9 protein-coding genes and 5 pseudogenes are annotated in these 16,716 nt (G+C 53.7%); 3 read left to right on the forward strand and 11 right to left on the reverse strand.

Annotation, left to right across the window (positions count from 1 at the left end; translation table 11 throughout):
• Positions 1-67 precede the first annotated feature (67 nt).
• Positions 68-823, forward strand: a pseudogene (gene istB, locus OKW20_RS30030) (IS21-like element helper ATPase IstB); the annotation flags it as partial.
• A gap of 81 nt (positions 824-904) precedes the next feature.
• Here the strand turns inward: istB (OKW20_RS30030) and OKW20_RS30035 are convergent.
• The 3 genes and pseudogenes from OKW20_RS30035 to istA form a co-directional block, all read right to left on the reverse strand.
• Complete coding sequence (locus tag OKW20_RS30035) at positions 905-1,192, reverse strand: transposase (RefSeq protein WP_429178136.1); 288 nt, start codon at positions 1,190-1,192, stop codon at positions 905-907.
• 247 nt (positions 1,193-1,439) lie between these two features.
• Positions 1,440-2,205, reverse strand: a pseudogene (gene istB / locus OKW20_RS30040) (IS21-like element helper ATPase IstB).
• Between the two features lie 18 nt (positions 2,206-2,223).
• Positions 2,224-3,765: pseudogene (gene istA / locus OKW20_RS30045) on the reverse strand (IS21 family transposase).
• A 195-nt stretch (positions 3,766-3,960) separates the two neighbouring features.
• Here istA and OKW20_RS30050 point away from each other — a divergent pair.
• Positions 3,961-4,316, forward strand: a pseudogene (locus tag OKW20_RS30050) (transposase domain-containing protein); the annotation flags it as partial.
• Here OKW20_RS30050 and OKW20_RS30055 read toward each other — a convergent pair.
• A complete protein-coding gene (locus OKW20_RS30055; RefSeq protein WP_082006000.1) occupies positions 4,297-4,530 on the reverse strand; it encodes a DUF6429 family protein in 234 nt (77 codons plus the stop codon). The pseudogene OKW20_RS30050 and the gene OKW20_RS30055 overlap by 20 nt on opposite strands.
• A gap of 196 nt (positions 4,531-4,726) precedes the next feature.
• Here OKW20_RS30055 and OKW20_RS30060 point away from each other — a divergent pair.
• Positions 4,727-4,881: pseudogene (locus tag OKW20_RS30060) on the forward strand (transposase domain-containing protein); the annotation flags it as partial.
• A 51-nt stretch (positions 4,882-4,932) separates the two neighbouring features.
• Here OKW20_RS30060 and OKW20_RS30065 read toward each other — a convergent pair.
• The 7 genes from OKW20_RS30065 to rfbB form a co-directional block, all read right to left on the reverse strand.
• A complete protein-coding gene (locus OKW20_RS30065) occupies positions 4,933-6,414 on the reverse strand; it encodes a hypothetical protein (RefSeq protein ID WP_429178138.1) in 1,482 nt (493 codons plus the stop codon).
• 13 nt (positions 6,415-6,427) lie between these two features.
• The gene (gene wecB / locus OKW20_RS30070; RefSeq protein ID WP_043616252.1) at positions 6,428-7,540 is read right to left on the reverse strand and encodes a non-hydrolyzing UDP-N-acetylglucosamine 2-epimerase; all 1,113 of its coding nucleotides are present in this window, start codon (positions 7,538-7,540) and stop codon (positions 6,428-6,430) included.
• A gap of 38 nt (positions 7,541-7,578) precedes the next feature.
• Positions 7,579-8,814 (reverse strand): glycosyltransferase, encoded by a 1,236-nt coding sequence (locus OKW20_RS30075; RefSeq protein ID WP_429178140.1) that lies wholly within the window; start codon positions 8,812-8,814, stop codon positions 7,579-7,581.
• A 242-nt stretch (positions 8,815-9,056) separates the two neighbouring features.
• Positions 9,057-13,862 carry a glycosyltransferase gene (locus OKW20_RS30080; protein ID WP_429178142.1) on the reverse strand — a complete coding sequence of 1,602 codons (4,806 nt, stop codon included), beginning with the start codon at positions 13,860-13,862 and terminating at the stop codon, positions 9,057-9,059.
• 32 nt (positions 13,863-13,894) lie between these two features.
• A complete protein-coding gene (rfbA, locus tag OKW20_RS30085; protein WP_043616175.1) occupies positions 13,895-14,755 on the reverse strand; it encodes a glucose-1-phosphate thymidylyltransferase RfbA in 861 nt (286 codons plus the stop codon).
• A gap of 14 nt (positions 14,756-14,769) precedes the next feature.
• A complete protein-coding gene (gene rfbD / locus OKW20_RS30090; protein WP_082006003.1) occupies positions 14,770-15,657 on the reverse strand; it encodes a dTDP-4-dehydrorhamnose reductase in 888 nt (295 codons plus the stop codon).
• Positions 15,654-16,709 carry a dTDP-glucose 4,6-dehydratase gene (gene rfbB, locus OKW20_RS30095; RefSeq protein WP_043616178.1) on the reverse strand — a complete coding sequence of 352 codons (1,056 nt, stop codon included), beginning with the start codon at positions 16,707-16,709 and terminating at the stop codon, positions 15,654-15,656. Before rfbB ends, rfbD begins: the two co-directional genes overlap by 4 nt.
• Positions 16,710-16,716 lie beyond the last annotated feature (7 nt).

Raw genomic sequence — 16,716 nt, forward strand, 5'->3', positions numbered from 1 at the left:
AGGAGACTAGGCTTCCGGCTCGACGATCTCCTCGACTCGCAGAAGGTGGGCGGGAAGAGAGCCGTGATTGGCGGCGCCGGAGGCCATCGACATTCTGCTATCGGAAGAACTGACATTGCGTGAGAACAGCCGTATCAAGACGGCGTTGCGGATGGGCAGGCTCACAACCATCAAAACCTTGGCAGGCTTCGACTTCACCTGCCAACCGTCGCTCGATAGAGATCGCGTCTTCACGCTGGCGCAGCTCGGCTTCATCGAGCGCCATGAAGCTGTTCACTTCCTCGGCCCACCCGGAATCGGCAAAAGCCACCTGGCCACGGCACTGGGCGTCGAAGCCGTCAAGGCCGGCAAAAGCGTCTACTTCACGACGCTTGCCGATCTGATCGCCTCGCTCGCGCGTGCTGAACGGGAAGGCAGATTACAGGAACGTGTCCGCTTCTTCTGCAGGCCGAGCCTGCTCATCGTCGATGAGATTGGATACCTGCCGGTGGTCGCCGGCGGCGGCAACCTCTTCTTCCAACTCGTCAATGCTCGCTACGAGCGCGACGCTATGATCCTGACTTCAAACCGCGGCTTCGCCGAGTGGTGCGACGTTTTTGGCGATCCCGTCGTCGCCACCGCGCTGCTCGACAGGCTCCTTCACCATGCCGTCGTCATTCAGATCGAAGGATCAAGCTACCGCCTGCGACAACATGCGGAACTGATGCCAGAGCCTTTTCGCTCGAAAGCCCTCATCACGCCGCCCGCTTTCGCGCCACCAGAAAAACCACGGGGACGGCCACCGAAAAATGGTCACGCATTCGTGCCGTCTACGTCGGCGTAAGTGGGGAATTTTACTTCGGCACTTTTGGGGAAAATTCGAACGGCATTGACACTTCTTCAAGGCGGATGGTGACGGACCCGATTATGATCTCGGGACGGCTGGCTTTTCCGAAACGGGTGGATCAACGATGACCGCTGCAAATTCTACCGCATCCTCGGGTGCGGGAAGAACCAACTTGCCCTGCCGAGCCATCGTCCGCCAGATGGACAGCTGGTTCGGCTTCAGGCCATGTCGCTCAGCGACCTCATTCACCATCGCACCTGGCCGAAGGCTCTCCGAAATGATCTGCGCCTTAACCTCATCCGAACAATTCCCGTGAACCTCACGTCCAGACTTCCTGATCGTGAGAAGCTCCAATGTACTCTCCATGGAGAAACTCCTGTTGCTCAGTACGCTTACGTGGAAGGCCGCCTTGAGAGATCTCCTGAAACATAGCTGACTGCGGGTATGGACATCTATAGTGAGAGTCAGCGTGAACACCGCCTTGAGATTGTCAACACTGGTCGGAGTGCGGATTTCGGATTAACGGGACAGCGATTTCCGGTAAATCCCGGACAGTCGTTTCACTAAATCGCGGACAGTCTCGCGGGATCGACTTTCGTTCGCCTGGTTGATGTCATTTGTTATTGATTTCGGCGTTTCGCGTTTCGGTCAAGAGCGAGGTTTGCTTTTGCCTCCTCATGCTATCGCCTTCGAGCGCAATTCGGTGAGAGTTGTGAACGATGCGATCGAGGATGGCGTCAGCGATGGTTGGTTCCCCGATCATCTCGTGCCACTGCGCCACGGGGAGTTGGGCGGTGATCAGAGTTGATTTCCTGCGGTAGCGCTCTTCGAAGATTTCCAGGAGATCCAGCCGCTGCTGATCGCTGAGCGCATGGGTTCCCCAGTCATCCAAGATGAGCAGTTGAACACGCGCGAGCTTGTTGACCAATCGAGGGAACCGACCGTCGAGGCGCGCCAGGGCCAAATTCTCGAAGAGACGAGGCATCCGGACATAGAGAACGGAATAATCGAGGCGGACCGCCTGCCGGCCGATGGCACAGGCAAGCCAGGTTTTGCCGGTTCCCGCTTGTCCGGTCAGGATCAAGTTTGAGCCATTCGCCTTGTGCCAGGGAGAGAAGCTGTCTGCGGTCAAGGCCACGATGGGCGGCGAAGTCGATGTTCTCGATGCAAGCGTCGAGGAAGCGCAGTTTGGCGATTGCAAGCCGGTTGGTCAGGCGCTTGTCACCGCGCACGGCCATCTCCCGGTCGAGCATCAGACCCAGCCATTCGTCGCGGTTGAGATCGCTGCCCTCGGGCCGATTGGCCAGTTCACGATAAGCTGCTGCCATGCCGGATAGACCGAGTGCGTGCATCTGGTCGAGGGTTGGATGTGTGAGCATTCAAGTGTCTTCCTTTCTTCACTGGTAATAGGAACTGCCGCGGATGTTGCCATGCGGCGGGGCTGGCTTGACCGGCTCGGCGGCTGGTGGAGCTTGATCAAGGCCGGATTTGAGGATGGTGCTGACGGAGGAATAGCTGGCCGCATTGATCGTCAGCGCCCGATCGCACGCGGCTTCAAGACGCTCAGGTCCGTACCGGCGCGCGAGTGATAAAACGCCTTGAGCGGCGCGGTATCCCTGCTGGGGATGGGGCCTGTCGCGCATCAGCCGTTCGATCAAGATCGCAGCGTTGCGGCCTGCTTGATCAGGCTCGCCGGGGTGGTGTTGGCAATAGTGCTGATGCGTCTTGGGCATGTGTTCGTTGACGGTGACGTGACCAGCCCGCTGCGACGTCCGGCGGTGACTGGCGACGCGTTGGTGATCATGGAAGACCTCGACGATCCGGCTTGTGAGCCGGACATCGACCTGGCGGCCAATCAGGCGGTGCGGCACGGAGTAGAAGGCCTTATCGACCTCGACATGATAGTCGGGATGAACCTTTGCCAATTTCCATTCGGAATATTCGAATGGCGTTGCTGGCAATGGGGCGAGCGCTTCGCGTTCGATCGCCTCGAAGAGTTGATGTCGGGATTTGCCAACACGCCGCATCGGCCGGTTATTGAGATCGCCGAGGAGCTGGCTGATCCGCACGTTGAGATCAACGAGGCTGAAGAAGCGCTCATTCCTCAGTCGCGCCAGGATCCAGCGCTCAACGATCAGAACGCTGCCTTCGACCTTGGCTTTGTCCTTCGGCCGTTTTGGGCGGGTCGGCAGGATCGTCGTGTCGTAATGTTCGGCGAATGCTGCAAAAGTGGCGTTGATAGTCGGCTCGAACCACAAGGGCTTCGCAACGCCGGCCTTGAGGTTGTCGCAGACGATCGCTTTCGTTACGCCACCGAAGAAGCTCAAAGCCCGTTGCTGACCCTCGATCCAGTCTGGCAGCCGTTGAGTGAAGCTCGCATAGGCGAAGGTGTACAAGGGGGCCGGCAGAACCGCGACGAAGATCTGCGCCGGCCGGATCTCGCCCGTCGCCGGATCAATGACGGGGACGGTGTGGCCAGCATAGTCGGTCTGCATCGCCGCGCCGGCAGTGCGGCGATGGCGGAAAGTGGCGCTGGCGCGCTGTTCGAAAGCGGCGAAACGCTCACAGAACCATGTGTATCCCTAACCGTTGGGGTGACGCTCGCGATATTCCTGCCACAACAGCGTCAGCGTCACGCCCTTTCGCTTTAGTTCACTGGCGATCTGGCCCCAGTCGGGCGCGTGCATGTCCTGGGGCGGGCGACCGCGACGATGGAACAGGCGACGCTGCAACACAGCGTACTCGTCAAGCCCAGGCGGCAACGGCCAGCCCGTCAGCCCGGCCTCACGCGCCCGCAGCAGGTAGGTCGAAATGGTCGTTTTGCTGATCTTCAGCCGTTCCGATATCGCACGAACCGAAAGCCCCTGTTCGTGCGTCAATCGCAATATCGATCGAATGTCCTTCACGTCAGTAAGTCTCGCCTGCTTCCGTCTCGCCATTCCCCGCACCTCTCTCAAATCGGGGTCCAGAATGGCAAAACGGCGCGTGCGAAAGTCGATGTTTTAATCGCCGAAAGACTGTCCGGGACTTACCGGAATCGCTGTCCGGGAATTAGCGGAGATGCTGTCCCGGATTTAGTGAAAACGCTGTCCGGGATTTAATGGAAACCCTGTCCGCGAATTACCGAAACCCGCAGCAAATTGTCCGAGGTGATCGAACCGATCGATTACATGCTGAAGCGTTGGGATGGTTTTGCCCGTTTCCTCGAAGATGGCCGGATTTGTCTCACGAACAATGCCGCCGAGGGGCGCTGAGAGGAATTGCGCTCGGGCATCGCCACTGGACCTTTGCCGGTTCCCAGCGTGGGGCCGATCGAGCCGCCATCATGCTCTCCGTCATCACGACCTGCCGTCTCAACGACGTCGACCCAAAGGCATGGCTTGCCGATGTGTTCGCCCGCATCGACGATCTTCCCGTCTCCCGCCTGCACGAACTACTGCCCTGGCAATGGAAGACACACAAAGAGAAGGCTATGGCGGCGGCCGCGTAAACAGCTTCCGGAACAACGCTTCCAAACGCTCCAAGCCTTCATCAGTCAGGATCAATGACTTCGACTTGTTGACTGGGTCGCCGATCATGCCCTTCTGGCGAAGCCGATCCGTCGCTGCCCAGTCGAAACCCTTCCAGGCACAACGCTCGTTATGTAGCGTCAGCCATAACAGCGACAAAACGGCATCGTCGATCTTGTCCTCATCGATCTCTATGAACCGACGTTACCACGCGCGGGCCCAAAATCCCGCGGCCCTGCTCGGATGGATACGTTGCTCGTCCATGAAAGCCCATCACAGATCACGGCGGCAAGGACAACGTGCGAGTGGAACACCAGTTACCGTAAAGCAGCCTCGCGTTGTATAGTGTTCAGGTGACGGACAACTCCACCGGCAGCTGGTTGGAATTTGACGAAGGAGCTGGATATGCGGCGGCTCCGGCACTGGCGAGGAAACCTTCGCGCGCGCCGTGCCGATCATTGAAAAGGCATGCCGTTCGGCATCGACCCGCAGGCCTATCTCGCCGATGTGCTCGACCGCATCCACGATCATAAGATCAAAAGACTAACCGCTCCCCTGGAATCGGTCACCTGCTGCCATCACCTGCGCCGGGTCCGCCTAATGGCCACCATCACATACGTCTTCACCGTCAACCATCAAAGCAGCGAAACGCTCATGCCACATCGCCGAGCTGGTGAAACGGGCCATCGCTCGGTAATCTACTACGCCGGCGCACAATCGCTGATAAATTTGGCTGATTAACTTAGCACTGTCGCGGAAACGTTCAAGTACAACCGTTTCAGGGTAGGCCGCGAGGTGTGGTATACCACTCGCTATTACCGGCAATCCGAAGTATAGATACTCGTAGATCGCAACCGGGTCGACGGCACGAATCCTAGGACCGTCAACGAATGGTATTATGGCGAGGTGCCAGGAAGCGGCAACCTCTGCCCGCCTATCACCAGGAATGATTCCTATTAGCTTAAGATTCGGAAGGTCTCTGCAGCGCTCTAGAACCCATCCTGGCTCGCCATAACCAGCGATTTGCAGTTCGATGTTGGGATGACAGGTGGCCAGTTCAATCACCCCAGGCCAATCGAACCACTCATCCGTAAGATGACCGAAATATCCAACTACAACTTTCCCATTCTGGGATTGGTTCCGGTTGGAAACGAAGTGCTCACGATAGTTTATCGTCCCCAGGCCATTTGGAACGCACACAATATCGGGACGTAGGCGCGAAAATTTCGCGATAAGTACGTCCGATACCGCAACTACTCTGTCACTTGACTGGATCGCCCTCAACTCAATATCTTCATGCCACCAAGCCGCCTGGCCGACTTCATTGAGTTCTTCCCAGTCGTCGATGATGTCATAGATTGCCTTTAGACCAAGCGACTGAGCCAAGGGGATAAAATCGACAAACTCGCTGCTTGGCCGCGTTAGAAGATAAACCCCTTCGGCTTCTACAGCCGCCTCACGCACCACTTGCTCGAGAAAATCGAGATCAATGCGGCCGATCTCAAGGACGGAGCCGCCAAACATGCGCCCTCTGTGGGTCGATTCTGGCTCCCGTTCCCGTTCAGAGACCACGAAAATCACGAAGTAGCCTGCCGTGGCAGCTTCCTTCGCCATTGCAACGGCGCGCTGATTGTACTCGGGCTTGAATTCAAATTCGGAATTCACAACGAAAAGCCCTTGTCGCAACCCAGTTTTCACCAGATGACAACCGAGACGAAGCCCCACGCTGATATCATATGGCCGGATTTCTAAACAACGTCTGGGAAACCCTCCGGTCCCATTGCTAGACGAGGGGCGATCAGCCACGCTTGTATCCGCATGTTGCAATATAACAGCGGCAGAAGCCAAATCGGCACCGAATGTTTCCTGAAATGACCCTGTTGTTCTTAAATTATACTTTGCTTCCATTAACGATTTTCGTACTAGCTCTAACTCGCGTCTAGCATCACGGTCCGACGCCAACAGAGCCCTCGCCGTCATCAACTCAGTCGAAAGCCGCGTAATTTCTGAATGCAACCTCAAGGTATCAATGGAGCTCTGAGCAATAGTGTCCGGAGATGCATATCTATTATCAACCATTTTACTCACCCAGCTAAAGTGTACCTCGTATTATATTAGCGATTGCCTGAGCCGACCTGCCATCACCATAAGGGGAAATACTACGGGACATCTCCATATAAGCTGATTCGTCGTCAAGCAAGCGATTAGCCTCCGTAACTATCACGTCTTTTTGTGTCCCAACCAGTTTAACAACTCCAGCCGAAACGGCCTCTGGCCTCTCAGTGACTTCGCGCATGACGAGAACGGGCTTGCCCAACGAGGGCGCCTCTTCCTGAACACCACCCGAATCAGTCAAAATCAGGTGAGACTTCGTCATCAAAAAGACCATCTCCATATAGCTCACAGGATCAATGAGGTGTATGTTGGCGCTGCTTTGCAATACCTCGTTTACCGTTGCTCTCACAATAGGGTTGAAGTGCACTGGATAGACGACTTGAATGTCAGGTCTTCTCGCAAGCTCCAGCAACGCCGTGCAGATTGAGCGAAGTCCTTCCCCCAAGCTTTCTCGTCGGTGACCGGTTACCAAGATCATTCTCTTGTCATTTGAAAGGAAGTCGGGACGTTGGAACCCTGAATCGGCGCGGTCTAGCTTTGCTTGAGCATAAAACAGCGCATCAATTCCCGTGTTTCCCGTGACATAGATCTCTCCCCGCACTGATTTTTCACTGAGGAGATTGTCCTTCGCTTGGGATGTTGGAGCATAAAGCTGCTTTGCGACCGAATCTATGAATACCCGGTTCATTTCTTCGGGCCACGGCTGGCCGTAATTTCGCGTTCTAAGGCCGGCCTCGACATGGCCGATAGGAACTTGCGAATAAAAACAGGCGAGGGCCGTAGCCATTGCGGTTGTCGTGTCACCATGCACGAGGACTAAGGCTGGCTGCACCTTGCTTAAAAGGTCGGTAAACTCCGCAAGGATTTTCGCAGTAAGTTCGGCCAGAGTTTGGTTCGGCGTCATCACGTTAAGATTGACGTCCACTTTTTCGTCAAAGAACGCAAGCACCTGCTCTAACATTTGTTTGTGCTGCCCAGTCGAAACTGAAAGCACATTACAAAAGCTCTCAGCGCGGAGCTGTTTCAGGACTGGAAGCATCTTGATTGCCTCCGGGCGAGTCCCAAAAACAACGACTACCGTTTTGTTCACGTCACCAATCCCCAACCATCAAGGAAATAAGATAGAGGTCATGGAAGACCCTCAGCGGTTTCTGGTAACCGAATGGAATGCCTGAAAGAATCCCCGCTCAACTCATCATTCAGGCCTAAGGCGTTCTCTTCTTCTAGCTTATCTAATACTTCAATCACATTCGCGGCGGAACCCTCCGTGCGTCGGACCATATTCGCAAAAATTGAAGCGAACCGCCGGCGCGCTAAGGCGGCTCTGGTCGAGCGGACAGCAAGGAGAGAATTCAGCTTGGAAATCGAAGGTGCTACCGGAAACGGGGGGGGCGCAGGCGGATCTAAGAGCTCCACTGCTGTTGGCGGTCTAGTGTCTGTCAGCCCGCGGCCGGTGCAATTTGCATAAGTTAGGGCGTCAATGTTTTCGAATGTTGCGAAGGTGGCAAGCTGGGAACCACAAACAAGTACCGACCTACTCGCCGAAAGCGCCTCCAACACCACGCGCCCTTCGCCGACTATCAAGTCGTACTCCGGTATTCTGGATCTAAACCAATGGTCAGCTCCCAGGATCCGAACATACTCTCCGACTTCCCGAGCGCTTTCGCTGACGTCGCGCAACAACGGACCATCACCAAAAATGTCCAGTTGGATTTGGGCTGGGCAGTCCTTCATTAGATCGAAAAGTTGGTAGAGGCCCTCGCATTTTCCGTGATCTAGACGTGCAGCAAAAGCGGCCTTCAAGGGCGAAAACCCACTCTTTTGCCGCACCGGCGACTTCGGACAATGTTCGATTGCCGATGCGTTAGAAATTGTTAGCAATCTTCTTACCACGCCAACCGACCGCGCACGTTCCTCCACCTCTTTAGACACGGCTATAGTGCGGTCAACGAGCGTGGTAATGACATCGTTGAAAGTTCGCCTGCCCTTACCAATCCAGGGGACCCAGATAGGCCCGTGGATCGTGTGTACGTGCACTCCCGTCACCATACATGGCGCCGATGCGACGGCAATCGCAGGCCATGGCGTGTGTGTATGAATGATGCTACGGTCGTTTCGACCCAAGACACGCCCTAGAAACTCATGGAATTCCACAAGTTCTCGGTAAGTACATACCAAATTCGGGCTGACCGGTAGCTCGATTACACCTCCGCCCCAGTACTTCGGAACGTTTGCCTGCAGGCCGCGCGGTATGGCAATTACATGTTCAACGCTGCGATCCAGGCGGCGAATTGCCTCTAAACGTGACTCCAAGCCTCCCAGGCCGATTGACTCCAGAATATGTACATGAACGGCCACTGACACGGGATGTTTCCTTTCCAACCTCCGTTCTCATCATCAACTTGTTGGAAATTGGCGCGGGACTGCTCCCGACGAATACCAATTTCGCAACTCGGCACTCCGAGTCCGAACTCAACAGCCCGCGAGGGCGATCGCTGCCAACCCGAGCTCAGCAACTTCTGAAACTTTTGAGTAACTCCGGCAGCACTCAAAAAGAGATGAGAATCGTCCAGATATGAGGATTCAAATGCAGATCACCCATTTCTTCACCTGAAGTTTTGATAACTTGGAGAGTGTAACACCGCGCTCAGGAAATCGCTGAGTTCAGGCTCTAAGAAATCCGTCGTGAAGCTTTTGGCAACTGATTGACGCGCCGCGTCGCCGGTTTCGGCAAGTTTCATTGGATCATCCGCTAGTCTGCTCAGAATTTTGTACCAATCATCGGATCCGGCAGCGATGTAGCCACTAAAACCGTCTTTGACTGCAAGATCAAACTCAGAGATCTTTGACGCCACCACGGTAAGTGATACCGCACCAGATTCAACGAATTTAACCGATGATTTGCATTCGTTAAACGGCGTGTCTTCCAGCGGTACAAGCAGAACGTTATGGTTCTCCAATTCACTCATCATCGCATCATATCGAAGTAAAGGTAGACTTCGCACGTTCGGAAGTGCCAACAAACGTTCGGAACTTTGCACAGCTCCGAGCAATGTCAACTTAACACCGGGCCGGTCAACCAACAACTGATATAGAACATTCTCAACTATAGAGAAGTCCGATTTGTGTGACTGTGTTCCAGAAGCGTATATCATTCTAAGTTGTCCAAACTCCCGTTCTGGAGCCTTGACATACTTCGCCGGTAGCTTGTTTCGATAGACTACCGCACTTTTCCTGTAACGTTTTTCGAACGCCTTCTTGAGCGCTGGGGTTGAAACAACGAACCCATCCATCTTATGCATAAAATCGTCATATGATTGCGCGACGAACGTTGCCTCTTTTTTATCCCATTCGCCGCCCTTGACCGAGCCGACGATACCTATCTGATCCGGGAGAATTAGATCGTCCATTTCGCCTATACAATAAAGCCCTCGGCTCTTTGCCATGGCGTAAAAGGTCCCAACGTGTCCCTGAGCCTCAAAGCAACGCTGGAAAACGACTGCGGATGCTTTGGAAATGAACGTTTCTGCGATGCCCACTGGTGTGCTTGCGTGCATAACAACTGTTTGGTAGCCGACCTTATTCAAGGATTCTGCCAACCATAGCGCTCTATATCGCGTCGACGCGTTACTAAGACCCGCCGCGGTAACAATAACGATATTACGCAACGTAGCCCCAGTAAGAACTTTGGGCTCAAAATATTCGTTCGTTGGCCCTGCGGTGTACTCGACATCCAGCGTTGCTGGCAGCAGGTTTTGAGTCGCGAGAAACTCGTGATGGCCGCCAAGTTTGACCTGCACACCGTTCAACATCGCATGTGCTAAAGGACTTTCGGTTCGCACCAGTCTTTCGAACAAAGCAAAAAAATAGTCCCGCGAAACTTGCTGAGGGAAAAAGTCAGCAAGTGCACCTGAAAGATACTCGAAGTAGCAACGGGCACCAAGCTGAAGAGCCAATGCCGCAGTAAACTCGGTTGAAAGTGGATGTGTCACAGCCTTTAGCGCGGGCAGGACTTTCCCCGCCTCATTTCGCGTCAGTCCGCTTGCAGAAGGTTCCCCTGCGGAGAAAAGTAGTTCAAATAGCGTTGTATGAGACTCCACGAACGACGCATAGTAGCTTGGATCGCCACAATCGAACAGGAACGACCTGTGTTTAACGCTTTTGCTGACACGATCACGCGAGCCGACATAACACCCACTTACCGTTACATCAGAGCCAATCTCAGCAACAAAACGCTCCAGTCGAGATTGTATGTTCAGTAACCACCCGACGTCTACTACAAGAAATTTTCCACATTTCAAAAGGCCATTTTGCGTCAGGTAGTCCTTTAGTAGAGCTCTATTTAAAGCCGCTGCCGAGAAGATGGCGTCAGACAAGCTTCTCATAAGCTTTGCGGCTTCAGCGAGATGGCTCCAGTTCGGTACAAAGTCTGGTCCAGCGAAGTATTCTCTTACCTTTTTTGCAATGGCGCGATCATTGGGATCCAAGCCCGCCTTGGTAAGAAAATAGGCTATTGGCTTTACACCAAGATGCAAACCTTCCAATAGAAAATAGACATCGTTCGATGATAGTTCGCGCTCAAAAGTCGCAGGAACCACAGTTGCTCGTGACAAATGCAGGTAGTGCGAAACATATTTTCCCGAGGCGATATCGTCCTTAAATAGTCCATCAAATGCGTCTTTTATAATCCGACCATCACGAGCCATAAAAACGATCTCGGAGAGACCAGTTTCATCTGCTGTCTGCTTGACGAAAAGCGCCATCATTGCGGAGAGGGGGCCCGTGACCTCAAACCCGAGACGCGTAAAAAACGAGGCCGTCGCTCCGATCGGGGTCTTGCGCCAGAGCTTTAATGATTGTTCAGACAAACTAGCCCAGAGACGTCCGATTTGAGATAGACTACTGACGACACCAGGATCCAGAACCGACGCGCGCTCTTCGTACAACGCGGGGAAATGAAAAGCTTTTAGTCCGGCCAAACGAGCCATGTCGACATCACTATGCCGGTTGTCGCCAAAATGGATAATCTTGTCAGGAGCGATCCCGATTTCGTTTGCGCTCGCCTTCAGCAATTCATACATCCGGCCGCTTTCTTTCTTTCTTCCTGTAACGGACGAGAGAAAGAAGTGATCCCAATGCATGTAGCCATTCTTGCGTAGAATGCTCTTGATCGTATCTGCATCCAAGTACATGTCGCTAGCGATAAATATCTTCTTCTGCTTCTCCCTAGCGTAATTGTATAGCAATTGCCCTGTTGGATGAGCAACGGAGACAGATACCTCCATTTCCTTTTCTATCTCGGAATTTTTAAAGAACGCCATTTCCGCATAGATTTGATCGATATCAACGTCGTCGCGACTTCCGCCGTGCGACATCAAAACCCGTCCCGCGGTTTCCATTCGCTCCGGGAATAGTTTTACGGGAGCCGCCTCTTGGCGAGTGTGCCGGAACTCAACTAAATCGAAAACGATCTCCGGTTGGCTGAGCCGACGCGTGACCAAAGTGTCGAAGATGTCGAAAGAGACGATTTCGGATCGGTCGATCCACCGTAGGGCACGATGAAGCCAAGTCGAATCCGGGTCCAGCGTAAAGTCCGGATATAGTGCTATTATTCGCCGAGCAGCGCTGTCGACGCTATATTTGGAGAATGCTCTTTCCTTAGCCTTAGAACCTAGAGCTACGCGGTGAGCATCATCCTCGAGCAACTCCCTGACCTTTGCAGCCATTTGCTCAACATTTAGATAGTCTACAACAATGCCCGCATCCTGCTCTACGAAACTATGCATTCCACCCGCGCGCTCATCAAAGCACACAACTGGTAGGCCAAGTTGTGCGGCTTCCAAACAAACCAAGGGGAATGGATCCTCGCGAGAGGGCAGCAGAAATACATGCCCCTGCCGGAAATAGTCGCTTGGGACATCTTTGGGACCAAGCCATTTTACGACATCGCTAACGCCGCGCCTCGAAATTTCCAGTTCGGGATCGGGTCCACTCTCACTGGCAGATCCGATCCAATACATCTGAAAGTCCAACGTCGTTGTAAGCTTCAACGCCGCGCCTACTTCACAGAAAATATCGAAGCCCTTTCGACTTTCAACCGTGCCACAGCCTAAGATGATACGTGCTCCGCCCAACCGCTCGACTGAGTTCGTCGGCAAGCTCGGCGCCACGAATGGCGGCAACAAGTTAATGCTATCGGCGAGCACTCCACGAGAGCGCAAACAAGTCACTGACGCCTCGGACACTGCAATGTATCTATTTGTTCTTTCCTTCAATGCCGCAAAGGACTTCTCATAGAGAGCGAACAGGTTTTCCATTTCGTGGACGTGAGTTAACACTTCAGCGTCAAGAAAATCAAAAAGATGGATGTAGTGCCCAGCCGCAATCGTATTTGCGTAAATGAGGCCGACCCTATCTCCACAAAACTCTCGAAGATTGCGTTCGAACGAGCTCCCATGATCTCCATCCAGATGGAAACACTCGCCAAGTGCCTCAAATTTGTCGGACCACGCGCCCCTAGAGCCAATGACGATACGGAATGAAACGCTGGTGTTTCGAGAAACCCACTCGATCAGGTTGAGCAATACCCGCGGGGCGCCGGTGCGGGAAGATTCGTGAGAAAGAAAGATTACGGTGGGGCCCTGGGCGCCCACGCCAAGATCATCCGCAGGCAACTGAACCGCGCCGACTTTTCGCCCTTCTGCACGCCCGAAGTTGATCCAATGCAGCAACGGGTTCATGCCCACAGCAGCTACATCCGGGTTTTGTTTGAGGTAATACGGCACGTCGAAAGTTGGGTTCGGCCAACGACCCTCCCTCCAACCTCGCTCACAAAAATGTGAGACGGTGTCAACGCCACTCAGACCGAGTTCCGGATATCTTGACAAATAAAAGTCTTTGTCAAATAGGCCGCTCCCGGAGATCGCCGTACTTTCTTCTGTAGAATCAGCAACCTGCTTTTTGCTGCATTCTGCGAAGCTGATGGCCGAGTTCCGCAATGCCTCTGCTACGACAATCGCTCGCCCCTCGGTTCTGCCGTGCTGAAGATAATGAAGCAAGGGATTCGCTCGCGCAACCGCTACGTCGGGGTGCATAGCGAGATAGCCACGCGTCGAGAATTGTGGTCCTGGATCTCTACCTTCGGTAAACCCGTGCATACAATAGTGTAGCAGAGGCTCAATGCCCGAACGTTTCACATCCGGATATTGCTCCAGGTACCAATTGGGATCAAACAAGCTATTTGGTCGACGTCCTTCTTTGAAGCCATGCCTGCGGTAGTGACGCCAGGGCTCAATGCCGCTTAGCCGTACATCACCATTCATTCTCAGGTAGAAATCGCGATCAAAAAGCGCCTTGGCGTTTGTTTGGAACCGTTGGAATAGTGACGGAAGACGTCCGAACCTTCGCTTCATAAGAATTTCCATTATTTATCGACCGCATTCTACTAAATAATTCGAAGAAGATATTGCCCATAGGCCGTTTTCTCATACCTACGTCCTATCCTTTGGACGTCGGACTTGGATATTAAGCCCCGCAGATAAGCGACCTCTTCCAGGCATGCGATTTGTGTTCCTTGTCGGTGCTGGATGGTCCGGACGAACTCAGATGCTTCAAGAAGACTGTCGTGGGTACCCGTGTCCAACCAAGCGTAACCTCGCGCCATGGTTTCAACGAACAACTCGCCCCTTCTCAAATACTCTATATTGACGTCTGTAATTTCGTACTCTCCCCGGGGAGACGGCGTCAATTTCTTCGCAATTTCGATGACGCTATTGTCGTAAAAATATAGTCCCGTAACCGCAAAGTTCGATTTTGGAGCGTTCGGCTTCTCCTCTAAGGAAACCGCGCGTCGATCCGTATCAAGTTCTACAACCCCATACCGGCGCGGGTCCTCGACTTCGTACGCAAAAACCGTTGCGCCCACCGTGCGATCCCGGGCTCGTGACAACATATCTTCCAGCCCGGCTCCAAAAAAGATATTGTCACCTAGTATCAAGCAAACATTGTCGCTTCCAATAAATTCTTCGGCGATTACAAATGCTTGCGCCAAACCATCTGGGGACTCTTGAACGGCATATGTGATTGTGATTCCCCAATCGGATCCATCTCCCAGAAGTCTTCGATAGCTTTCGACAAACTCTCCTGCGGATATGACTAGCACGTCTGCGATACCGGCCTGTATCAAAGTCGACAAGGGGTAATAAATCATCGGCTTGTCGTATACAGGCAACAGTTGCTTGTTCACAACAAGTGTTGCTGGATAAAGCCGCGACCCCGCGCCCCCGGCTAGTATTATCCCCTTCATATCTGTTCTTCCTCTTATTTGGCAGAGCGTCGTAGTGAAGCGAGTACCGATTCAAGAGCCATGCGCCAGTCGCGCGGAACGATTCCGTAGTCTGAGGCTATCTTATGTACCGACAGAACCGAATTCTTTGGCCGGTGAGCCCTGAGCGCAAACTCGTGCGTCTGAACCGGCACAACATCGACTGAATCTGCTACGTTTCCTTGCCTAAATATCTCGCGAGCAAAGTCGTACCAAGTTGCCATGCCCGCGTTAGCGAAATGATATGTGCCCGTTGGAGCGGATTGGCAGTCAAGTAAGGCGAGAGTGAGTCTACTCAGGACCTCCGCGAGATCTGCGGCGCTTGTCGGACAGCCTTGCTGATCGTTGACAACACGAATCTTTCCCCCTTGCTCTCGGAGCCGGAGCATTGTTTTGACGAAGTTACTACCGTGTTCGCTATACACCCAAGACGTTCTGACGATGACGTGAAGAGGATTTCCAGACCGCACAGCCTGTTCGCCCGCCGCCTTAGATGCTCCGTATGCATTAAGGGGGACCACCGGATCGTCCTCTGCATATGCCTCACCTTTTTCTCCGTCGAACACATAGTCTGTTGAAACCTGAATTAGCGGAATCGATTGTTTTTTTGTCGCCTCGGAGAGCGCTGCCGGCGCTAATGCATTTACTTTCCACGCCGCCAAGAAATCGTCCTCCGCCCGATCTACTCCAGTATAGGCAGCCGAGTTGATAACCGCGCAAAAATCTCCCGCTGAAATGTAACGGGCGATGTTGTCACAATCACTCAGATCCAATTCCTGCCGCGTTGGCGCAACCAATTGGACATCTTCTGGCCAAATACTACGAAGTAGTTCGGTGCCAACTTGCCCTGTACCACCGGTAACAAGAATCCGCCGCTTGCTCACGAGCCCAGACCTCGCCGCCTAACGGCCTGACTGCGATCAAGAATCTCTCTCCACCAATCGCGGTTGCTCAAATACCAGGCCACCGTCTTCTCTATTCCGCTTTCGAAGCTTTCGACTGGTGTCCACCCGAGTTGGCCGCAAATCTTGGCTGCATCGATCGCATATCTTTGGTCGTGACCAGGGCGATCGGAAACGTATGTGATCTGCTCGGTATAAGAGTGCGCATCATCGCGCGGTCGCAAGCGATCCAAAATTGCACACACCGTCGTCACGACATCGATGTTGCTTCTCTCTGAGCTACCGCCAACGTTGTATGTCTGCCCAGGGATCCCCTTCTCAAATACGCATTGCAGGGCACGAACATGGTCCTCTACATAAAGCCAATCGCGCACATTCGAGCCATTTCCGTAGACCGGAAGCGGTTCGCCGGCGAGTGCCTTGACTATCATCAGCGGAATGAGCTTCTCGGGGAAGTGGTAAGGTCCATAGTTGTTCGAGCAGTTGGTAATGAGAACGGGCAGGCCAAAGGTGTGCCCCCACGCGGAGACGAGATGATCCGAACCCGCCTTGGAAGCCGAGTAAGGCGAACGGGGATCGTAGGGCGTCGTTTCGGTGAAGTAGCCGGTTTCTCCCAGCGATCCGAAGACCTCGTCTGTTGAGATGTGGTGGAAACGGAACTGCAGCCCGCGCTCCTCTCCAAGCTTTCGCCAGTAGTCGAGCGCAGCGGCCAGCATTGTGTAGGTGCCGACGATGTTCGTTTGGATAAAGGCGCCAGGACCATCAATCGATCGGTCGACGTGAGATTCGGCTGCCAAGTGCGTAATTACATCGGGTTGAAAGTCGCCGATGGCGGCCGCCACAACTCGCTCGTCGCAGACGTCGCCCTGCTTGAAGCTATATCTCGACGAAGCAGCGACGGATGACAGAGAAGTCAGGGTGCCGGCATAAGTCAGCTTGTCGAAGTTCAGAACTTCATGTTCCGTGTTTTCGATGAGGTGCCGAACCAAGGCCGATCCAATGAAGCCAGCGCCGCCGGTGACGAATATACGCATGATCGAT

Source organism: Ensifer sp. LBL (assembly GCF_050435225.1).
In the GTDB taxonomy this organism is placed as follows: domain Bacteria; phylum Pseudomonadota; class Alphaproteobacteria; order Rhizobiales; family Rhizobiaceae; genus Ensifer.